This window comes from Rhodococcus sp. AH-ZY2 (genome assembly GCF_030916465.1).
Taxonomy (GTDB): domain Bacteria; phylum Actinomycetota; class Actinomycetes; order Mycobacteriales; family Mycobacteriaceae; genus Rhodococcus; species Rhodococcus ruber.
Genome location: NZ_CP126458.1, coordinates 5,212,822 through 5,233,104 on the forward strand (window position 1 = coordinate 5,212,822; position 20,283 = coordinate 5,233,104).

The following is a 20,283-nucleotide window of genomic DNA, read 5'->3' on the forward strand; positions in this document are numbered from 1 at the left end:
GGTCCGTGGTTCAGTCGTCCGTGGTTCAGTCGTCCATGGTTCAGTCGTCGGGGTCCGTCCCGGCGAGGGCGTCCTGCACCCGCCGGGTCGCGGCCCCGTCCCAGCCCGCGGGGGCCAGGATGTCCGCCCACAGCTCGGCAGCCTCGGGACCGTAGGCGTGCCCGAACCCGGACGGCACGTCCGCGGAGAACACCATGTCCAGCGTGACCTGCCAGAACGTGACGAACGGCAGCCAGCGCATCCCGGGGTCCACATCCGGGCCGAGCGGTTCGCGCAGCCAGTCCGGCCGCTGCAGCAGCAACCGGAACGACCACCAGGTGATCGGATCGCTCGCGTGCTGCCAGAACACCACGCGGGGGAACTCCCACGGCCCCGGCAGGTCCGCGTCGTCGGGCCGGGACGCGAACCGGATGTTCCGGCCGTCGTCCACCACGGGCAGCCGCTCGAGGGAACCGGGGTCGCGGTCCGCGGTGATCCGGCCCCACGGTTGCGCGAAGTTGGGGGTGCCCACCAGCAGCGCCCCGTCGGTGCGCGCCACGATGTCCTGTCCCGACGCGAACGCCGCCTGCCCGCCGTACGAGCCGAGGCTCTCGCCGAACACCACCAGCTTCGGGCGCTGCCCCTCGGGCCGGGCCGACCACTGCCGGTACACCGCCTCGAACAGCGCCCGCCCGGCCTGCTGCGGGGTGTCGCGGTCGGCGACGAACGACAGCGCGCTGGGCAGGAACGAGTACTGCATGGCGGCGATCGCCGAGTCCCCGCCGTTGACGTACTCGAAGGCCCCCGCGACGTTCGCGTTCACCCAGCCGCGGCCGGTGGTGGTCACCACCGCCAGCACCCGGCGGTCGAACGCGTTCGTGCGTTCGAGTTCGGCGACGACCCGCTCGGCGATCCCCTCGACGGAGTCCGCGGATTCGCGGCCGGCGTACACCCGGATCGGGGTGCGCGCGGGCGCGCCGGTGACGGCTTCGATCTGCTCGGCGGCCGGGCCGCCCGCGACGAAGGTGCGGCCCTCCCGGCCGAGGCTGTCCCACGGCTCGTTCGACGCCGGCGACCCGGACCGTTCCGTCAGCTGGGGCTGGGTGACGCCCTCGGCGGTGCCCGTGTCGGCGACGGCCGCCGACCGCTCCGCGACGCCGAGCAGGACCCGGTCGACGGCGCCGTCGAGCACGAACACCGCCAGCACCACGACGACGAGCACCGCGGCCACGCGGGCGACGGGCCCGGGCACGAACCGGCCGGCGAAGCGGGTCAACCGGTCGGTGCCCCGGCGCACGGCGCGGGCCGCCGCGAGCAGCAGCAACGCGACGGCCAGCGCGATCAGCAGCACCAGCAGGTAGAAGGCGCGCTGCGCTCGCGGCACGCCCACCAGATCGCGGACGATCTGCTGCCACCACGACCCGAGCACCAGGAAGGTCGGCGCCAGGACCAGCGCCGCGCCGGCGAGCACCCACCAGCCGATCCGCCGGGTCCGCTCGGACCAGTGCGGCTCGACGCCGCAGCGCCGGACCACCCAGGCGATCAGGCAGCCCACCCCGTAGCCGATGGCGACGCTGATTCCCGTCGCGACCGCCTGCAGGTACCACACGCGCGGCAGCAGCGACGGCGTCATCGACCCCACGAAGAACAGCAGCGCCAGCCCCAGGCCGACCGGGTGGAACCGGCGCCCGTAGCTGCGCAGCCGAGCGCGCGGCGCGCCCGCCCGCTCGTGCTCGAGTTCGGCCGCGGCGGTCAGCGCAGGGCCTTGGCCTTGAGCCGGTCGAACTCGTCGCCGGTGATCGTCCCGGCCTCGAGCAGGGCCTGGGCCTCGGCGATCTCGGCGGCGGGGGATCGTCCGGCCACCTTGCGGATGTAGTCGTCGGCGGCGTGCTGGGCCGCGTCGTGGGCGGCGGCGGACCGCTCGGCCATGCCGCGGCCCCGCACCAGCAGGTAGACGAAGGCGGTCAGGTACGGCAGGACGATCAGGAAGATGATCCACACGACCTTGACCACGGCGGACGTGGAGCGATCACGGAACAGGTCCGTCAGCACCTGGAACAGGATCAGCAGGTACGCGACGAACGCGAAGACGACCAGCGTGTACCACAACAGGTCCCACAACGAATCCAGCATCACACACGCCCTTCAGGTTCGGAGGTGCCCGGGAAACGGACGGAAAGGACACCCGGACGTAAACAGGTACACCGTCTTCGCCGCACATTGGAACACGGCGACGCGGAATGTGCGGCGGTGGCGCGAAATGCACCACGCCCATTCCGTGGGCGATCGCGCTCAGCGTGGTCGAGCCAGCGTGGTCGAGCTCAGCGTGGTCGAGCTCAGCGTGGTCGAGCTCAGCGTGGTCGAGCTCAGCGTGGTCGCAGCTCCGCCGGACTCACCCCGCGCACCGTGCGCAGGGCGCGACGCAGCTCGGCGCTGGACGCGAAACCGGTGATCGCGGCGATCTCGGCGACCGTTGTGCGGGTATAGCCGGGTTCCTGCAGAAGCGCCGCCGCGCGGTGCGCGCGCAGCCGCCGGATCTGGAACGCCACCGTGGTGTCGTGGGCTGCGAACGCGCGCTGCAGGCTTCGCAACGACAGCTGCAGGCGTTCCGCGATCACGGTGGGGGTCAGCGTCGGGTCGTGGTGATGGGCTCGGATCAGGGTGAGGGCGCGGGCGTAGACGCTGCCACGCAGCTCACCCGAATCGGCGCCGTACCCGAGCGACTCGTGGTGCAGACCCACGACGAGCTCGATCAGGGCGTTCTCCACGCTGCGGGGGGCCGCGGTCGTGTTGTGGCGACCGCGTTCACGAAGCATGGTCATCCCCACCGCATTGAGCGCGTGCACCGACATGGTGGGCTTTGCCGGCCCGAACGTCACGGACGTCTCCTCGAGATCGAGTCCGCGTTCTTCGAGCCGGTGCCGGGGGATGCGCACGAGGAGAAGGTCCGACCCGTCCGCATCCACGGCCTCGTATCGGTTCCACCCGACCTGCAGGACGATCCGGCCGACCTCGATGTGCACGCGGGTCGTCCCGTCGTCGACCACCTGCTTGCCGGACAGCATCAGACACAGGTTGGCGACCTCGCCGTCCTCGACGAGGCCGGGCAGAGCACGATGCGGTGACATCTGCACCCGGCCGACGGTGAGCGCCCCGACGTCGCAGATCTCCATCCGGAACCGGAACTGCGTCACGTCGGGGACGGACAGCTCGGTGCGGTTCCCGGCATCGGGGGCCATCGCCTCGAAGCCCTGCCGGCCCCGCAGTTCGATCTTCCGATACACCGTCGCTCCTTCCGCCTCGGCGCGTCCGTGGCCCGGTGCGTCAGCGTGGCACGCGGCACCGGCCGTGGCATGGCATACGGGCAGACGGACAGCTCACACTCGGCGGACGATCGGGGACGAAGGTCTCTGGCGTCGCCTCCCCGGCCGGATCATGCTGGACCCAGCGGGCGCCCGCACCGCCGAGCCGGCGTCCCGGGAGGCCGACGGTGTCCACTCCTGATCCGTACACACCCCAGCTCCGGCGCGACGGTCCGCGACGTCCGGACACGGCATCGACGGTGCTGCTCGCCTGCGGGATCGTGTCGTCGCTGCTGTACGTGGGGGCGCACGAGGTACTCGCGGCCGCCCTCTACGACGGCTACAACCGCTTCGATCAGGCGATCAGCGAGCTGACGTCGATCGGCGCGCCGACCCGGGCGCCCCTGACCGTCGCGGGATTCGTGTACGACGCGCTGATCGTCGCCTTCGGGATCGGTGTGTGGCGCACGGGCCGCGGCGTCCGCCCCCTGCGCATCGCGGGAGTTCTCCTGGTGGCCTATGCATTCGTGGGACCGCTGTGGTTGCCGTTCCCGATGACGGGACGCGAGGACATCGAGGCCGGGGCAGCGATGCCGCTCGCCGACACCATGCACCTGGCGCTCAGCGTGGTGACGGTGTCGCTGTGGTGCGCGCTCATCGGATTCGCGGCCGCGGCCTTCGGCACCTGGTTCCGGGTGTACTCGGCCGGCACGGTCGCGGTGATCCTCGTGTTCGGCGCGTGGACGGGCCGGTACGTCCCGGCCGTCGCCGCCGCCGAACCCACCCCCGGCATGGGCGCGGTCGAACGGGTGATGTTCGGTGCGTTCGTGCTGTGGATCGCGGTGCTGGCGGTCGTCCTGCTCGCCGGCCACCCGGCGTCATCGCGTGCCGAGAGACGTGCCGTCGCCCGGGGCGAGCCGGCGTGAGACCAGCGCACCGAGCGTGCCGTCCTGCGCGAGCGCACGCTGCGCATCCTCGAGTTCACCGCGCAGCACGTCGTCGCCGAGGCGCACCGCGAGCGCGATCTCCTCGCGGGTGATGTCGTACTCGACGACGTCGACGTGGGGGCGGACGCGCGTGAGCCACCTCAGCACGGGACCGAGTTTCATGAAGGCGTCGCAGCCGCCGGTCGACAGCTCGTCCCGGGCACGGTCGATCTCGTGGTACGCATACACCCGGATCCCGCCGATACGGCCTTCGGCGAGAAGGCGTTTCACCACCGGCTCGCTGGTGTTGCCCTGCTGCACCACGACGGTCAGGCCTGCCAGGTCCGCCACCCCTCTCGCCGCGGGATGACGGGCGGTGTCCACCGCCACGGACTGCCCGGACCCGAAATACGGCGCGCAGAACGCAGCCCGCTCCCGGCGCGATTCGGTGACGGTGGTGCCGGAGGCGATGACGTCGAAGCGCCCGGAGGCCAGCTCGTCGAAGATTCGCGGGCGGTTCAGGCGCTGGTGGCCAGCGCCGCCGCGAGCCCGAACGCGACCGACGTCGCGGCGACCTCGAGCACCGCGTTGCGCAGCGACACCTCCGCGGTGACCCGGTGCGCGGTCGCGGCCGGCACCCACGTCCGTCGCCACCACCACGCCAGCGCCAGCAGCGCCAGCAGGGTCAGGGCCTTGGCCAGCACGATGCGCCCGTAACCGGTGTCGATCAGGGCCGCGACCGAGCCGAGCCGAACGGCCGCGTCGACGACGCCCGTCGCGGCGAGCACGGCGACGCATCGCACCGCGAGCACCGAGTAGCGGGGGAGCAGCCGGGCCCACGCGCCGCGGGACCGGACCGTCAGGGCCAGCGCGACGAGCGTGCCGAACCACAGCGCCGCAGCGAGCGCGTGCGCGGCGTCGAGCAGCGATCCGAGGGTCTGCTGCGACATGTGCCCGGTGACCGGCCGGGCGATGACCGCCAGCGCCGCGGCGACGAGGACCGGCACCGTCGACCACGTCGCCGACCGGCGATACGCGAGCGCCGCGACGACCGTGCACGCCAGCGCGCACACCAGTGCGGCCACCCCGATCCGGCCGGCGCCCGCGCTGCCGAGATACTCCGCGAAGCGCGACAGCCCGAGCCGCGACACGGGGACGTTCGTCGTGTCCGCGGCCTGCAGCACGAGCTGCACGGCCTCCGTCAGGACCCAGAATCCACCGAGCCCGGCGATCGTGCGCCAGAGGTCGGCCGGGGCGACGCCGGGCCGCCGCTCGTCGCGCACCATGACCCCGAGCGCGGCCAGGCCGAGAACCGTCGCACCGAGACACAGCGACAACGCCCGGACCCAGCTCGACGCGGCCGGGTTCGCCAACAACCAGCCGGCGGCGACGCCCGCGGTGGCGCCGGCGCCGGCGGTGAGCAACCACGCGCGGTGCGCGGCGGTGCCGGTACCGCTCGTCGTCAACGCCCGGCCACCGGCGTCAGGCCTTCTTCGGCTTGCGCAGCACGAACCACAGCACGCCGGCGAGGACGACGACGCCCACGACGACGAAGATCCACACGGCCGGGCCGCTGTCCTCGTCGCTGTCGGACGCGGGCGCCGCGGCACCGGCGGCGGCCGCCGCACCGGGAGCGCCCGGACCGTCCTGCGTGAGGGTGAAGACCTGGGTGCCGGTGACGGGATGCCCGTCCGCGGACGTCACCCGGTAGGCGATGGTGTACTCGCCGGCCGGTCCGAGATCACCGACCGCCACGGACACCGTGGCGTCCTCGACGAGGGGATCGCCCTTGGACCACAGGTTGCCGTCCGGGCCCACGACGGTCAGGGCGGCGAAGGATTCCTGCAGGGCCTCGTTGAAGGTCAGGCTCACGCGCTCGGGACCCTGGGCGATCTGCTCGCCCGGCGCGGGTGTGCTGGCGATGACGACCGAGTGCGCGGCCGCCGGCCCGGCAGCGAACAGCAACGCTGCCGCGACCGCGCCGAGGAGCCCAGCGAGCTGGGCGAGGACGAGGGGGGTCTGTCGCCGGCGCGCGGCGACGGTGTTCGGGATGTTCATGGATTTCTCTCTTCGAGGGGGTCGGTCGCGGTCATGCCGCGACGGGCGGCCCCCGCCGGGAGATGCCCGGTGCCGCCCGCGCCGCCGCGACCGGCCGCACCGTCGCGGGCGGCAGCAGCGTCCGAACCGCCTCGACGCGAGGGGGCGCGGTGAGCCACGCGGCCCGCACCGCCCGGGTCAGCGGCCCGCACAGGCGTTGCGCCGCCTCGAGCAGGGCCGCGCACGCGACGACCGCGACGGTGTGCGCGGCGAGCATCGGCACCGACGTGTGCAGGTGACCCGTCGTCACCGCGGCGAGCACCAGGTGCGTCGCGGCCTGCCCGCCCGCGAGCACCACGATGGTGGGCACCGCGCGCAGGTGGGCCGCGATGAGCCCGACCCCGGCCGCGACGGCGACGAGCAGCGTCACCTCGGCGTTGCCGGGCACGCCGCCGCCCGCACTGCCGTGGGCGGCGACCGCCAGGGCGGCGGTCAGCGCTCCCGCGGCGGTGCCGCGCAGGGTCGAGCCGGGTGCCACGGTGGTCGTCGCTAGCGCACGCCGAGCCGGGCCAGCAGGTCGGCCTCGATGCCGTCCAGTTCCCGCGAGATGCCGGCATGTGCGGCCTTGCGGCGCGGCGCCGGCATCTGCTCGGCCGCGTGCACCGCCGCCGTCAGGTCGCTGAGGCGGCCCCGGATGGCGTCGGCGAACTTCTGGGTTTCGGCGTCCTTGGGATGGCGCTCGAGGATCTCGGCGAGCGACTTCTCGGCCCCGGCGATGCGGGCGCTCAGGTGCGCGCCGTGACCGGTGTACTCGCCGAGCTGGTCGACGGCGACGCCCATGCGCTGGGCGCGCGCGGCGTCGAGCTGGCCGCGCAGCGCGGTCACCCCCTGGTACACCAGCGGCACGAGTACCGGTGCGAGCAGTCGCACGACGGCCAGGTAGCGCCGGACCTTCGCCGCGGTGAAGCCCTTCTGCGCGGCCGCCTTCTCCTGGGCCTTGAGCGTGGCGATCTGCTGCTTCTCGACCCGGGACTGCGCGGCGATCAGTGCCTTGTCCGCCTTGACCTGCGCCTTGGCCGCCTTGATCTCGGCCTTCGCCAGGCGGCGGTCGCGCCGGCGCTGGTTCTTCGCGTTGAGTTTGGCCTCGAGCTTCGCCTTGTGCTTGAGAGCCTTCGCCTCCGCCTTGCGGGTGGCGCGGCGCTTCCGCCTGCTGAACAACGCCATCGAACAGGACCCTCCATTCGGTGTACGGCACCCACGGCGCCACGATCAGCCTATCCGTGACGGTCGTTTCCGGTTGACCCTAGGTGGACGAATACTGTTCTTCAGTGTGAACGTATCCAGCGAGAGGCGGACCTCGCCGGCCCTGATCGAGGCGAGCGCGCTGACCCGGTGCCGGCACCGTGTCCATCTGGACGCGGCCTTTCCGGACGAGTTGAGCGCGGCCCCGGAGCATCCGGGAGCCAAGCAGCGGCAGGAGGCGGCGGCCACTCACCGCGAGGCCGTGCGGCAGCGGCTGTTCGACGCCCACCCCGGTGGATGGGTGCGGATCGACCCCGAGGGCCCGGCGTCGCGGCGCGCCGACGCCACCCTCGACGCGTGCCGTCGCGGCGCGGACCGGATCTGGGGGGCGGTCCTGCCGGCGGAGCCCGACACCGGTCGGCGGGGCCGGGCCGAGATCCTGCTGCGCGACGTCGAGCGCGGCGGCTACATCCCGGTGATCGTGGTCAATCACAAGGTCACCGACCCGGGCCGCGGGGCGACGACCTCGGGGCTGTTCGTGTGGGAACCGGCGGTCGACGAGACCCGCAAGGTGCGCGGTCAGGTGCGCGACCAGATGCGGGTGGCCCACCTGTACCGGATGCTCGAGCGTCACGGCCTGGCCAGCCCGGCACAGGTCGGCGGCGCCATCGGGTACGGCGGGGACTGCATCCTCGTGCACGACCTCGGCGCGCTCCTCGAGGACTACGACGCCCGGCTCGCCGACCGGCTCGCGATCGCGCGGGGCGAGACCCCGACGGAGCCGTCGCAGATCGGGGAGTGCAAGACCTGCCCGTGGTGGCCGCGGTGCCGCGAGCAGCTGAGTGCGACGCACGACGTGTCGCTGGTTGCCCCGGGGCAACGCGCGACGGTGCTGCGCGAGCTGGGTGTGCACACGATCGACGAGCTGGCGCGCTGGGAGGGGGACCCGCCCGAGGTCTGGCCGCAGGGTTCGTTCGAGGACACCGTCGTGGTGGCCAAGGCGTGGCTGGCGGGTGCGCCGCTGGTGCGACGGCACGACCACGTGCACGTGCGCCGGGCGGACATCGAGATCGACATCGACATGGAGAGCTACCACGAGCACGGTGCGTACCTGTGGGGCACGCTGCTCAACGTCGACGGGATCTCCGCGTACCGGGCGTTCGTCAGCTGGGATCCGGTACCGACCGACGACGAGGCGCGCTCGTTCGCCGAGTTCTGGACGTGGCTGTCCGCGGAGCGGGCCGCCGCTGCGGCGAGCGGGAAAACCTTTGCAGCCTATTGCTATTCACGTACCGCGGAGGACAAGTGGCTACTCGGTTCGGCCCGGCGGTTCGCCGGGTTCCCGGGGGTGCCGAGCGAGGCCGAGGTGCGCGAGTTCATCGACTCGCCGCAGTGGGTGGACATCTACCAGGTCGTCACCGACCAGTTCGTGTGCCCGAACGGCAAGGGCCTCAAGAAGATCGCACCGATTGCGGGTCACCGCTGGCGCGACGAGGAGGCCGGCGGCGAGGCGTCGATGAGCTGGTACCGCGAGGCCGTCGGCTACGACGGGGACCCGGACCCGCAGCAGCGACGCCGGCTGCTCGAGTACAACGAGGACGACGTGATCGCCACGAAGGTGCTCCGTGAGTGGATGAGCGAGCGTGCGGTGCACGAGATCCCGCACATCTCGGACCTGTAGGTCACTGCTGCGGGGCGGCACCGGGTCACTGCTGCGGGGCGGCACCGGGTCACTGCTGCGGGGCGGCACCGGGTCACTGCTGCGGGGGTGGCACCGCCTCGGCGAGCCGGATCAGGGCGTCGACCACCGGCGGGCCGAACATCACGGGATCGTTGTGCTCGGCGCCCGGCAGGGCCACCTTCTCGACGAGCCGGCGGGCGGCGGCGGCCACGGCCTCGCTCTGGCCGGGCGGGACGATCGTGTCCGCCGTCGCGTAGACGACGGTGATCGGCACGTCGAGCCGCGCGACGGTCTCGGCGATCGGGAAGCGGTCCCACATCAGCCCGGTGGGCAGCAGCGGGTAGTGGTGCCGGCCGACTGTGGGCAGATCGACGAACGGTGAGCGCAGCAGCATGCCGGCGGGCGGATGCTCGGCGGCGAGGCCGGTCACCACGCCGGTGCCCAGGCTCTCCCCGAGGTAGAGCAGCCGGTCCGGAGCGACGTTCTCGCGGTCGAGGAGGTACTGCCGGGCGGCGCGCACGTCGCGGGCGAGGCCGTCCTCGCTCGGGCGGCCGGGGTTGCCGCCGTAGCCGCGGTAGTCGAAGAGCAGGGTGGCGAAACCGGCCTCCGCGAGTGCCGTCGCCAGCGGGGCGCGGTCGACGCGGCTGCCGCCGTTGCCCGAGGCGAGCAGCACCGTGAAGCCGCGTGCGGCGTCGCGGGCCGGGACGAACCAGGCGCCGAGTTCGAGCCCGTCGGAGGTCGTCAGCCGCACGTCGCGGGCACCGGGGAGCAGCGACTGCGCCGGCGGGGGCGGGGCCCGGTCGGGCAGGTAGATCAGCCGGCGCTGCCCGAACCACAGCGCCGACGCGAGCACCGCGACGACCGCGACCACGACCCATAGCAGGCGCATGAGTTGGATGGTGTGCCCTTTGGGCGGCCCTGGCAACCCAAAGGACACACCGGCCGCGGAGCGGCCTATCGCGGCGCCATGCGCAGCGCGCCGTCCATGCGGATGGTCTCGCCGTTGAGGTAGTCGTGCTCGGCGATCATCTGCACGAGCTGGGCGTACTCGGCCGGCTGGGCGAGGCGGGACGGGAAGGGCACGCCCGCCTCGAGGCCCTTGCGGTACTCCTCGGTGACGCCGGCGAGCATCGGGGTGTCGACGATGCCGGGGGCGATGGTGTTGACCCGGATGCCGTACTGGGCCAGGTCGCGGGCCGCGGGGACGGTCATGCCGTGGACGCCGCCCTTGGAGGCGGAGTAGGCGATCTGGCCGATCTGGCCCTCGAACGCGGCGACGGAGGCGGTGTTGACGATGACGCCGCGCTGGCCGTACTCGTCGACGGGCTCGGTCTTGGTCATCGCGTCGGCGGCCAGGCGCAGCACGTTGAACGTGCCGAGCAGGTTGACGGTGATGACGGTGCGGAACAGCTCGAGGTCGTGCGGGCCGTTCTTCGACAGGACCCGGCCGGCCCAGCCGACGCCGGCGCAGTTGACGACGATGCGCAACGGCACGCCCGAGGCGACGATCTGGTCGACGGCGGCCTGCACGTCGTCGGCGCTGGTCACGTCGGTGGCGATGAGGGTGACGCCGGCGGGCGCCTTGTCGCCGACGCGTTCGATGGACTGGGCGAGGTCGAGACCGAAGACGGTCGCGCCGGCGTCGGCGAGACGCTGGGCGGTGGCTGCGCCGAGACCGGACGCCGCGCCGGTGACCAGTGCGGCGGTTCCCTGAATTTCCACTGCCGTGCTCCTTTCGTGGCGCCACCGTTCGGCGTGCGCCTTGTCGACGGTGGCACCTTAGCGCGCGCTAGCTCCGTCCGGTGCGGCGGCGGACCGCATGCCATCCTCGGGGGATGGCACGGACGTGGTTGTCGGTGACGGTGGAGCTGCTCGGTGGGCGCGGCGAGCAGCTGTGGCCGTGGCCCGGCCGCGTCTTCGCGGTCGGACCGTCGCACACCTTCGAGGACCTGGCCAGTGCCATCAACGATGCCTTCGCTCGATGGGACCGCTCCCACCTGTCGATGTTCATCCTGCCCGGCGGACGAGTGGTCACCGACGCGCAGACCGGCGCCGAGATCGCCGGGTCGATCGGTGGGCCCATCACGGAGCCGGTGGACATCGAGTCGTCCGAGGTCGCTCGGCTGCTGGGGCCTGGAGCGGAATTCCAGTTCACCTTCGACCTGGGCGACGACTGGACGCACCGGTGCGTGATCGGGAAGGAGAAAGTCGACCCCGTGGAAGTGCTGGGAACCGCGCCGACAAAGCCCCTGCCGTACTGGGGGTGGGGCGACATCCCGGACCAGTACGGGCGCCGGTGGGCCGACGACGACGGGCAGAGCCGAGCGCCGCGCAGACCGAGTCGTCCGCATCCCATGCTGGTGCACGCCTGGCCCGCACGAGAGCAGGTGGTCGACCCGTCCGAGCTGCGCGCGGCTGTGGCGACTGCAGATGCACCCCGCTTCCTCGCTGCGGTGCGGGGACACGAGGTCGACGATTTGCTGCAGCAGGTGGGGGCCGGCATACCGACGGCCCTGCAGCAGCGGCGTCGGGAAGCCGAGCCGGTGGCACTGTCGGTGATCGACCGGCTGACTCGGCGCGGCGGCCCCGGTGACGAGGTGCTGGCCGAGGACCTGCTCGCGTGTCTGCACGGCGAGTCGCTGACCGGCCGGGTGCTACCTGTCGACCTCGAGATGCTCAGTGCCGCGCTGGAAGGCGATCCGGGCGTATCGACCGGTGGGTACATCGATCTGCGCACCGGGGAGGTGTACGACGAGAGCAGTACCGACCCGATGATGGTCGGGGAAGACGTCGCCGTCGACGTCGAGACCGAGCCCGACCGGTGGCTTCGGTTCGACCGCACCGGCGCGCGGGACGGTTGGCGCGACATGGCGGCCTTCGCCGAGCGGCAGCAGGATGTCGCGCTGCGGGAGCGGCTGCAGCGGGCGATCGAGGGCAAGGGCGCCTTCCGTCGCTTCCGCGACCTCGTCCACCACGAGGGTCTTGCCGACCCTTGGGACGCCTTCGTCGCCGACCGCCGACTGGGTCGTGCCCGCGAGTTCCTCGCCGACGCGGGTATTCGCGTGGGGTGACGGTCCGGGCGGGTGTGCCAGGAGCGTCTGTGCCCCTCGGGGGTCAGCCGACGGAACACGGTGGCCGACGGTGTGCGAGGAGTCCGGTCGTCGCCGCAACCCGTCGCCGCATCCCGGCCGGCTCCGTCCTGAAAGGGGACGTTCACGGTGTCGGTCCGCGCCGGTGGATCCCCGTTCCGCTCTCGCCGGCGCGGAGAGCGGGAACCTACCGCGGGTCGCCGCGTCCGAGTCGCGTCGCGCCGATACCGGCCGCGACGAGGCACGCCGCGGCACCGAGCAGTAGCCCGGCCCGGCCACCCCACTGCTCGCTGACCCACCCCGCGACCGGGCCGCCGACGGCGGTGGAGCCGAGGAAGGCCACGGCGAACAGCGCCATCACCCGCCCGCGCATGCCGGGGGCCGCGGCGAGCTGCAGGGAGCTGTTGGTGGTGGCGGTGAACGCGACGCTCAGGACGCCGACCAGCACCATCGCGGCGAGCATGAGTTCGAGCGTGGGCGCCGCCGCGGCCGCGAGCAGCACCACACCGAACACCGCGGAGGTGGCCACCACGGCGGTGGTGCCGGTGCGGCCCCAGGTCGCCACGGCGAGACCGCCGACGACGGCACCCGCGCCCATCGCGGCGGTGAGGAAGCCGTAGGTCTCGGCGCCGGCGCCGAAGGTCTGTCGGGCGACCACGGGCAGCACCACCTGGAACTCGTAGGCCAGGCAGCCGACCAGTGCCATCGTCAGCAACGGCACCGCGAGGGCCGGGGTCTGCCGCACGTGTGCGAACCCCTCGCGGAGCTGCCCGCGGGCGCGGGCGGCGGGGGGCGACGGGCGCAGCAGGGACAGGTCCAGGCTCGCGAGGGAGGCGACGACGGCGACGAAGCTGAGTGCGTTGAGCAGGAAGCACACCCCGAGACCGCCGACGGCGATGATCAGTCCCGCGACGGCCGGGCCGATCAGGCGCGCGACGGATGCCAGCACCGATTGCAGGCTCACGGCGTTGCGCAGGTCCTCCGGTCCGACGAGCTCGAGCATGAACGACTGGCGGGCGGGATTCTCGAAGCACTGGTTGAGGCCGAGGACGACGGCGAGGACGTAGACGTGCCACAGCTGGACGGCGCCGGTGACGGTGAGCAGGCCCAGGACGAGGGCCTGTACGCCCATCGCGGACTGCAGGCCGATCATGAGCCGGCGCTTGTCGACGCGGTCGGCGACCACGCCGCCGTAGGGGCCGAGCAGCAGCATCGGCACGGTCTGCAGGGCCAGGACGAGGCCGATGGCCGTGCCGGAACCGGTGAGTTCGAGCACCAGCCAGGACTGGGCGACCGTCTGCATCCACGTGCCGATCAGGGAGATCGCCTGTCCGCTGAGGTAGCGCCGGAAGTTGGCGCCGCGGAAGGCGGCGAAGGTCTGTCCGCGCAGGTCGGTGAGGACGGTCATCGGCCCTCCTCCGCGGAGCGACGGCACATCTGCTCGGCGAGCGCTTCGAGCGCCGGGAGGGCGTCGTGCAGGGCGTGCAGCCGATCGGGGGACAGTTCCGCGAGGTGCTCGGTGAACACCGCGGTACGCATGCGACGCAGGTCGGCGAAGGTGCGGGCACCGGCCTCGGTGATGTGGGCGCGGACGACGCGCTTGTCGTCGGGGTCGGGCGAGCGGGTGAGCAGCCCGGCGTCCTCGAGCTTGCCGAGCATCCGCGAGAGCATGGTGGGGTTGAGGCCCTCGATCTCGGCGAGTTCGCGCACGCCGACGGTCTCGCGGCGGGCGACGGTGGCGAGGATCGAGAACTGGGAGCGGGTGAGCCCGCCCGCGCCGGTGGTGCGGCGGTCGACGCGGCGCGCGATGCGGCCGAGAGCCACGCGCAGGCGGTTGACGTCCTCGTCGTCGAAGCGATCGTGTGCGGGCGTGATGCCACCTCCATTTAGTTGCCTATCGGCAAGCATACTCCTGGGCGGGCGGTCGCGCAGGCGTCCGGAGGGCACTCTCTATCGTTCGACGGAGTCCGAGGCGGCGGGGACCGGGCGGGTCTCGGCGCGGCGGCGCAGCAGGGCGCGACCGGTCACGGCGGCGAGCGCGACGGCGAGGGTCGCACCGCCCGCGACGGGGCCGACGGGCGTGCCGGGGGCCAGGCCCTCGCCGAGCATCCAGGCGCCGAACCCGAAGAACAGCGCCGACGCCGCCAGCCGGATCGCGTTCTCCGGCAGGTGCCGGCCGAGGACGGCGCCGAGGACGATGGCCAGGGCGTCGGCGGCCACCATGCCGACCGTCGAGCCGACCCACACGCCGGCCCAGTCGTTGTCCGCGGCCAGGGTGATGGTGGCGAGCATGGTCTTGTCGCCGAGTTCGGCGAGGAAGAAGGCCGACAGGACGGCGAGGAAGGCCGAGCGGGTGACGCGGGCCGCCTTGCCCTGCTCGTCCTCGTCGAGGGAGTCGCCGCGCAGCGTCCACAGGCCGAAGAACAGGAAGGCCAGGCCACCGACGATCGCCATCGCCGAGGTGGGGATCGCCAAACCCAGGTAGTGGCCCACGGCGACGGAGACGAGGTGCACGGCGGTCGTGGCCGCGAGAATGCCGGACAGCACCACCCACCAGCGGTAGCGAAGGGCGAACGTCATCGCCATGAGCTGCGACTTGTCGCCGAGCTCGGCCACGAACACCACGACGAAACTCAGAACCAGGGCGGACCACATGCCGGGGTTGCTCCTCCTCGTGTCGTGTGGAGGAGGCGGGGACCTTCCTCCGGCCGGACGACGCGGATGCGTCGCGGCCGAAGGTCTCGCCCACCGGTACGGATTCCGGTTCGCCGGGCCGGGCTGAACGCCAGTATGTCGACCGGGCGATTGCGGGCTACTCCCCTTCGCTTAGGCAACCATAATCGGAGCGGCGCGAAATCGCAAAGGCGCCAACAAGTTTGGGAACCCGAACTTTTCGGTGCGGGTCCCGGTCAGGCGGCGAGCAGCATGGCCAGAACCGCGGTGTCGGGATCGCTGTTGGGGTCCACCCCGACCCGGCTGACCAGCGACGTCACCGTTCCGTCGGCCTCCGCCTCCACCCACGCGGCCCGGTGCTCGAGACCCAGGTGCGGCAGCCCCGGCAGCAGCACGCAACCCGAGGCCGCCCCCGTGCACTCCGGCAGCGACGGCCGGGTCTCGGACGGCGGGTGCAGCACGATCAGGGCGGGCGGCTGATGCGCCGCGAACCGGCCCGGCTCCACCGCCTCGTCGCCGATCACCGGTCCCTCCGCGAGCACCAGGCCCACCGTGCCCGGCTCGGGGTCGTCCGGCAGTTCCTCACGCACCCCGAACACCGTCGACGTGGTCAGCAGGCCGGGCAGCGACGCCACCCGCACCGTCACCGCGAGCAACTGCGCCCACTCGCGGGTGCTCTCCGGCCACCGCCCCGACACCACGAATCCCCGCAGGGATCCGGCGGTGTGGAAGGCGGCGAGGCCGATCTGTTCGTTCCCGTTCATCCCGCTACCTCCTCGGTGTGACGACAGTCGATGACCGATACACGCCGTTGGGTAGGTGAAGAATGACCGTTTCGTCCGCTGGCACACAAGAGCCCCCGAGTGCCAGCTCCGTCCGAAGCCCCGGGAACGCGCGAAGGGGACGCCGGAATCCGGCGTCCCCTTCACGACGTGCGACGCGACTAGACCAGCAGACCGGAGGTCTGGGTGCGGGCGCGCTCGAAGCGGGCCTGCACGTCGGCCCAGTTGACGATGTTCCAGAAGGCCTTGACGTAGTCGGCCTTGACGTTCTGGTACTGCAGGTAGAAGGCGTGCTCCCACATGTCGAGCATGAGCAGCGGGGTCAGGCCGATCGGGATGTTGCCCTGCTGGTCGTACAGCTGGACGATGATCAGGCGCTGGCCGATGGAGTCCCAGGCCAGGATGGACCAGCCGGAGCCCTGGATCGAGTTGGCGTTCGCCGAGAAGTGGTCCCGGAAGGCGTCGAAGGAACCGAACGCGTCGTCGATCGCGGCACCGAGTTCACCGTCCGGCTTGTCGCCACCCTCCGGCGACAGGTTCTTCCAGAAGACGGAGTGGTTGGTGTGGCCGCCGAGGTGGAAGGCCAGGTCCTTCTCCAGCTTGGTGGCCTGCGCCGCCATCGTGCCGTTCTCCCGTGCCTCCGCCATCTTCTCGAGGGCGGTGTTGGCGCCGGCAACGTAGGTCGCGTGATGCTTGCTGTGGTGCAGCTCCATGATCTTCGCCGAGATGTGCGGCTCGAGCGCGGCGTAGTCGTAGGGCAGGTCCGGAAGTGTGTACTCAGCCACGAAGGGTCCCTTCTGTTCGGGCCCGGTGGGGCCCGTGCGTGATTTTCAAGTACTCCTGGGTTTCCACCCAAACCCATAAGTACACCCTCTGCAAGATCGCCTGCGCAGCCGGTCGGCGCCGGGACATCGGGGGTCACGGCGCCGGCCGGCCACGGGCGGAGCGTCTACCTGCGGAAACGCCGCGCAATTCGGCCGGCACATGAACGGCCGCTTAACATCGGCGGGTGTTTCGGCCCTTCGCGAGCGACGGGACGCGCGATGCCCCGGCGCCGCGCGTGGACCTGCCGGGTGTGAACCTGCTCCGCACCGTCGCCGTCCTGGCGGTGCTGTACTCGCACATCTCCTTCTATCTGATCGACGACCTCGGCACCGGCTGGTGGGTCATCGACGTCGTGTACCGGGTGCTCGTCGAGGGGGCCGGTCTCAACCAGCACCTGTCCTTCCTCGGCGTCACGATGTTCATGACCCTGACCGGGCTGCTCATCACCCGCTCCGCCATCCGCGACGAACCGCGCCGCTTCCTCGTCGCCCGCAGCGCGCGGCTGATCCCGGCGTTCTGGGTGGCGATCCTGGCCGCGATCCTGCTGGTGCGGCTCGGTGTCAACGGCATGTTCAGCGGCCAGACCGGCGTCTCCGACGCCGAGGCCGTACTCAGCTTCTTCCTGGGCGGGTTCTTCCTGAAGCCCGAGGTGGCGGTGCTCGGGGTCACCTGGACCCTCGCCGTCCAGATCACCTTCTATCTGTACTGCGTGGCCGCCCGGCCGCTCCTGCGCACCCGGCCCATCGTCGTCCCCGTCCTCGGGGCGGTGGCGTGCATGCTGGTGCTGCTGTACAACCTGTACCTGCCGGAGCCGTACACCGTGCCGTTCCTGTCCAAGATCGCGGCCACGATGCCGACCGTGTTCCTCGGTCAGATCGTGTACCTCGGCTGGGCGCGGCTGACGTCCCGTCGCTGGCTGATCGTCGCGCTGCTCGCCCAGGTCCAGGTGATCCACCTGGCCACCGACTACCAGGTGTACTGGGCCGGCAGCCGCTACCTGTGGACCATCGTCGTGGTCACCGCGTGCGTGGTGCTGATCTCCCGCATCGACGGCCGGTTCGCCCGCTCGCGGGTGCTGCACTGGACCGCGACCCGCAGCTATGCGATCTACCTGGTGCACACGCTGGTGCTGTACCGGGTGTACGAGAACACGGTCGCCCATCTGGGCCGCACCGGGGCCGTGCTCGCGTTCCTGGTGGTGTGTGCGGCCGTCTCCGAACTGCTCTACCGCGGCGTCGAGGTGCCGGCCGCCCGCTGGATCAGCGCCCGGTGGCTCCCGCCCCGCCCGTCGCCCCAGGTCACGGCCGAGGTGGAACCCGTGGAGAAGCCGCGCGCGTAGCATCGAGGCATGTCCTGGTTCGACGACATCCTTGCCCGTGCGGGTTCGAAATCGGTGATGGTCGCGCAGGAGCAGGCGCTGCCCGGCCGGGCCGAGCCGCTGCCCGTCCCCGACACCCACTACGTCAACGGACACCGCATCGCCCCGCCGTTCCCCGAGGGACTGCAGACCGCCGTCCTCGGGATGGGCTGCTTCTGGGGAGCCGAGAAGGAGTTCTGGCAGCTCGAGGGCGTGTACTCCACGGCCGCGGGATATGCCGGTGGATACACCCCGAACCCCACCTACGAGGAAGTCTGCTCGGGCCGGACCGGGCACACCGAGGTGGTGCTGGTGGTGTTCGATCCGAAGGTGATCTCCTACGGGGGCATCCTCAAGCAGTTCTGGGAGAACCACGATCCCACCCAGGGCATGCGTCAGGGCAACGACCACGGCACCCAGTACCGCTCGGCGATCTACACGTTCGACGAGGGGCAGATCGAGATCGCCGAGGCCACCGCCGAGAGTTACGGCGCCCGCCTCGCCGCCGCCGGCTACGGCGCCGTGACGACCGAGATCGCGCCGCTCACGCAGTTCTACTACGCGGAGGACTACCACCAGCAGTACCTGGCGAAGAATCCGAACGGGTACTGCCCCGTCCACGCCACCGGGGTGAGCTGCCCGGTCGGGCTCGGCGCCTGACGCAGCGCCCCCGCCGAGCGGATCGGCCTCGGCGACGTCCGGCGCTTCTGTGACGTTGGCCGGGACACCTTGCAGTCCTTAGCTGTGCGTATCACCCTGGAGTGAGGGAGTTGTCACGGGGGAGAGGATCGAGGCCGAGATGATGGGGAACACGAGCGGATATCTGCGGGTCCTGCGGCGCGGGCTGCGGGGTCGCCACCCGCTGATCCGGCGCACCGATCGCGTCGAGGCGCGCCTGGTGGTCGCGGTGCTGGTCCTTCTCCTGGCGGCGATCCCCCTCGCCGGCTGGGTCGGCGCCCGTACCTGGGACACCCAGTCCGCTCTGGCCGTGCAGCAGACCGCCGAGCGCACCCTCGTGACGGCGACGACGCAGGCGCCGGCCGAGACCACGGACGTCACCGTCGGCGAACTCGCGATGACGGCCTCCGCGGCCGCCCCCGCCACCTGGATGTGGGGCGACGAGAAGCGCCGCGGCGACGTCACCGTGGACTACGGCACACCCGCCGGCGCCGACGTGCAGATCTGGGTCGATCCGAACGGCGAACAGGCTCTCGCACCGCTGAGCGCGACGAGCGCGAAGATCTCCTCGGTCCTGGTCGCGGTCGCCCTCTGGTGCGCCGCGGCCCTGCTCGCCGCCGCGATGTTCGGCTACGGCCGGTGGCGGCTGGATCGCACCCGCCGCCGGGAGTGGAGCCGCGAGATCGCGGCCTTCCTCGGTTCCACCAGCAGCCACTGACCGCGCCGGCTCGTCACACCTGCGGCATGACCTCCCGCGCCACCAGTTCGAGGTGGTCGAGGTCGGCCAGATCCAGCACCTGCAGGTAGATGCGCTGCGACCCGGCCTCGGCGTAGCGGCCGATCTTGTCGATCACCTCGGCGGGGGTGCCGGCGAGGCCGTTCTCCCGCAGCTCGTCCACCTCGCGTCCGATCCGACCGGCGCGGCGGGCGATCTCCGCCTCGTCGCGACCGCAGCACAGCACGAGCGCGGTGGAGTACGTCAGCTCGGTGGGGTCGCGGTCGGCCGCGCGGCACGCCTCCTGCACCCGCGCGAACTGGGCCGCGGTCGCCTCCACCGACTGGAACGGGATGTTGAATTCGTCCGCGTACCGGGCGGCGAGGGCCGGGGTGCGGCGCTTGCCCCCGCCGCCGATCACGATCGGCGGACCGGAACGCTGGTGCGGCTTGGGCAGCGCCGGCGAATCGACGATGCGGTGGTGCGCCCCCTCGTAGGAGAAGGTCTCGCCCACGGGCGTCTGCCACAGGCCGGTGATCACGGCGAGGGACTCCTCCAGCTTGTCGAAGCGCTCCTTCAGCGACGGGAACGGGATCCCGTAGGCGAGGTGCTCCTCCTCGTACCAGCCGGCGCCCAGACCGAAGTCGACCCGCCCGCCGCTCATCGCGTCGACCTGTGCGACGGAGATCGCGAGGGGGCCGGGGTGGCGGAACGTCGCGGAGGTCACCAGCGTGCCCAACCGGATCGTGGAGGTCTCCCGCGCCAGGCCGGCCAGCGTGATCCACGCGTCGGTCGGACCGGGCAGGCCGGCGGAGTTCATCGCGAGATAGTGGTCGGAACGGAAGAACGCCCCGTAGCCGAGCCGCTCGGCCGTCTGCGCGACGGCGAGCAGGTCCTCGTAGGTGGCACCCTGCTGAGGTTCGGTGAAGATCCGTAGTTCCATGCCGTCGATCATTTCAGCTCGACGAAGACGACGTGGGTCTGCGCCGCACCGACG

21 protein-coding genes and 1 pseudogene are annotated in these 20,283 nt (G+C 71.9%); 6 read left to right on the forward strand and 16 right to left on the reverse strand.

Annotated features, from left to right (window positions below):
* Positions 1 to 40 precede the first annotated feature (40 nt).
* The 3 genes from QNA09_RS24945 to QNA09_RS24955 all read right to left on the reverse strand — a co-directional run bounded on the left by QNA09_RS24945 (position 41) and on the right by QNA09_RS24955 (position 3,263).
* Positions 41 to 1,612, reverse strand: coding sequence for an alpha/beta-hydrolase family protein (locus QNA09_RS24945; protein WP_064066473.1), 1,572 nt, complete (start codon positions 1,610 to 1,612; stop codon positions 41 to 43).
* Between the two features lie 119 nt (positions 1,613 to 1,731).
* Complete coding sequence (locus QNA09_RS24950; RefSeq protein WP_017682033.1) at positions 1,732 to 2,112, reverse strand: PLDc N-terminal domain-containing protein; 381 nt, start codon at positions 2,110 to 2,112, stop codon at positions 1,732 to 1,734.
* 233 nt (positions 2,113 to 2,345) lie between these two features.
* Entirely contained in the window at positions 2,346 to 3,263 is a 918-nt protein-coding gene (locus QNA09_RS24955; RefSeq protein WP_119699286.1) for a helix-turn-helix domain-containing protein, read from the reverse strand.
* Positions 3,264 to 3,469: 206 nt separating this feature from the next.
* Here QNA09_RS24955 and QNA09_RS24960 point away from each other — a divergent pair, with 206 nt between their 5' ends.
* Complete coding sequence (locus QNA09_RS24960; RefSeq protein ID WP_244213213.1) at positions 3,470 to 4,207, forward strand: DUF998 domain-containing protein; 738 nt, start codon at positions 3,470 to 3,472, stop codon at positions 4,205 to 4,207.
* Here QNA09_RS24960 and QNA09_RS24965 read toward each other — a convergent pair.
* From QNA09_RS24965 to QNA09_RS24985, 5 genes and pseudogenes are all read right to left on the reverse strand, one after another.
* Positions 4,160 to 4,714, reverse strand: a pseudogene (locus tag QNA09_RS24965) (ABC transporter substrate-binding protein); the annotation flags it as partial. The gene QNA09_RS24960 and the pseudogene QNA09_RS24965 overlap by 48 nt on opposite strands.
* An 11-nt stretch (positions 4,715 to 4,725) precedes the next feature.
* A complete protein-coding gene (locus QNA09_RS24970) occupies positions 4,726 to 5,673 on the reverse strand; it encodes a CopD family protein (protein ID WP_040272827.1) in 948 nt (315 codons plus the stop codon).
* A 16-nt stretch (positions 5,674 to 5,689) separates the two neighbouring features.
* On the reverse strand, positions 5,690 to 6,265 hold the full coding sequence (locus tag QNA09_RS24975) for a copper resistance CopC family protein (protein WP_048773848.1): 576 nt from the start codon (positions 6,263 to 6,265) through the stop codon (positions 5,690 to 5,692).
* 31 nt (positions 6,266 to 6,296) lie between these two features.
* Positions 6,297 to 6,782 carry a hypothetical protein gene (locus tag QNA09_RS24980; protein ID WP_119699288.1) on the reverse strand — a complete coding sequence of 162 codons (486 nt, stop codon included), beginning with the start codon at positions 6,780 to 6,782 and terminating at the stop codon, positions 6,297 to 6,299.
* Between the two features lie 11 nt (positions 6,783 to 6,793).
* Positions 6,794 to 7,468, reverse strand: a complete 675-nt coding sequence (locus QNA09_RS24985) for a DUF6474 family protein (protein ID WP_010595957.1) — start codon at positions 7,466 to 7,468, stop codon at positions 6,794 to 6,796.
* Between the two features lie 106 nt (positions 7,469 to 7,574).
* On the opposite strand from QNA09_RS24985, the gene QNA09_RS24990 reads away from it, so the two are divergent.
* Positions 7,575 to 9,167 carry a TM0106 family RecB-like putative nuclease gene (locus QNA09_RS24990; protein WP_010595958.1) on the forward strand — a complete coding sequence of 531 codons (1,593 nt, stop codon included), beginning with the start codon at positions 7,575 to 7,577 and terminating at the stop codon, positions 9,165 to 9,167.
* 73 nt (positions 9,168 to 9,240) lie between these two features.
* Here QNA09_RS24990 and QNA09_RS24995 read toward each other — a convergent pair whose 3' ends face one another.
* Both QNA09_RS24995 and QNA09_RS25000 read right to left on the reverse strand, forming a co-directional pair.
* Complete coding sequence (locus QNA09_RS24995; protein WP_119699289.1) at positions 9,241 to 10,056, reverse strand: alpha/beta hydrolase; 816 nt, start codon at positions 10,054 to 10,056, stop codon at positions 9,241 to 9,243.
* 65 nt (positions 10,057 to 10,121) lie between these two features.
* Complete coding sequence (locus QNA09_RS25000; RefSeq protein ID WP_119699290.1) at positions 10,122 to 10,889, reverse strand: SDR family NAD(P)-dependent oxidoreductase; 768 nt, start codon at positions 10,887 to 10,889, stop codon at positions 10,122 to 10,124.
* A 113-nt stretch (positions 10,890 to 11,002) separates the two neighbouring features.
* On the opposite strand from QNA09_RS25000, the gene QNA09_RS25005 reads away from it, so the two are divergent.
* Entirely contained in the window at positions 11,003 to 12,238 is a 1,236-nt protein-coding gene (locus QNA09_RS25005; protein ID WP_010595962.1) for a UPF0158 family protein, read from the forward strand.
* A 205-nt stretch (positions 12,239 to 12,443) separates the two neighbouring features.
* Here the strand turns inward: QNA09_RS25005 and QNA09_RS25010 are convergent, their stop codons facing one another.
* The 5 genes from QNA09_RS25010 to QNA09_RS25030 all read right to left on the reverse strand — a co-directional run bounded on the left by QNA09_RS25010 (position 12,444) and on the right by QNA09_RS25030 (position 16,496).
* Entirely contained in the window at positions 12,444 to 13,664 is a 1,221-nt protein-coding gene (locus QNA09_RS25010) for an MFS transporter (RefSeq protein ID WP_203011332.1), read from the reverse strand.
* Positions 13,661 to 14,080 carry a MarR family winged helix-turn-helix transcriptional regulator gene (locus QNA09_RS25015; protein WP_017682045.1) on the reverse strand — a complete coding sequence of 140 codons (420 nt, stop codon included), beginning with the start codon at positions 14,078 to 14,080 and terminating at the stop codon, positions 13,661 to 13,663. The genes QNA09_RS25010 and QNA09_RS25015 overlap by 4 nt, the downstream gene beginning before the upstream one ends.
* A 126-nt stretch (positions 14,081 to 14,206) precedes the next feature.
* Entirely contained in the window at positions 14,207 to 14,911 is a 705-nt protein-coding gene (locus tag QNA09_RS25020) for a TMEM165/GDT1 family protein (RefSeq protein ID WP_017682046.1), read from the reverse strand.
* Between the two features lie 254 nt (positions 14,912 to 15,165).
* Positions 15,166 to 15,693: a hypothetical protein gene (locus QNA09_RS25025; protein ID WP_010595966.1), complete on the reverse strand. Its 528-nt coding sequence runs from the start codon at positions 15,691 to 15,693 to the stop codon at positions 15,166 to 15,168.
* A gap of 179 nt (positions 15,694 to 15,872) precedes the next feature.
* Positions 15,873 to 16,496 (reverse strand): superoxide dismutase, encoded by a 624-nt coding sequence (locus QNA09_RS25030; RefSeq protein ID WP_003939397.1) that lies wholly within the window; start codon positions 16,494 to 16,496, stop codon positions 15,873 to 15,875.
* A gap of 275 nt (positions 16,497 to 16,771) precedes the next feature.
* Here QNA09_RS25030 and QNA09_RS25035 point away from each other — a divergent pair, with 275 nt between their 5' ends.
* The 3 genes from QNA09_RS25035 to QNA09_RS25045 all read left to right on the forward strand — a co-directional run bounded on the left by QNA09_RS25035 (position 16,772) and on the right by QNA09_RS25045 (position 19,289).
* Positions 16,772 to 17,875: an acyltransferase gene (locus tag QNA09_RS25035; RefSeq protein ID WP_308072487.1), complete on the forward strand. Its 1,104-nt coding sequence runs from the start codon at positions 16,772 to 16,774 to the stop codon at positions 17,873 to 17,875.
* 9 nt (positions 17,876 to 17,884) lie between these two features.
* Complete coding sequence (msrA, locus tag QNA09_RS25040) at positions 17,885 to 18,553, forward strand: peptide-methionine (S)-S-oxide reductase MsrA (RefSeq protein ID WP_010595968.1); 669 nt, start codon at positions 17,885 to 17,887, stop codon at positions 18,551 to 18,553.
* 139 nt (positions 18,554 to 18,692) lie between these two features.
* Positions 18,693 to 19,289 (forward strand): hypothetical protein, encoded by a 597-nt coding sequence (locus tag QNA09_RS25045; RefSeq protein WP_017682048.1) that lies wholly within the window; start codon positions 18,693 to 18,695, stop codon positions 19,287 to 19,289.
* Between the two features lie 13 nt (positions 19,290 to 19,302).
* On the opposite strand, the gene QNA09_RS25050 is transcribed toward QNA09_RS25045, so the two are convergent.
* Positions 19,303 to 20,229 (reverse strand): LLM class F420-dependent oxidoreductase, encoded by a 927-nt coding sequence (locus QNA09_RS25050; RefSeq protein ID WP_040271482.1) that lies wholly within the window; start codon positions 20,227 to 20,229, stop codon positions 19,303 to 19,305.
* Positions 20,230 to 20,283: the final 54 nt, after the last annotated feature.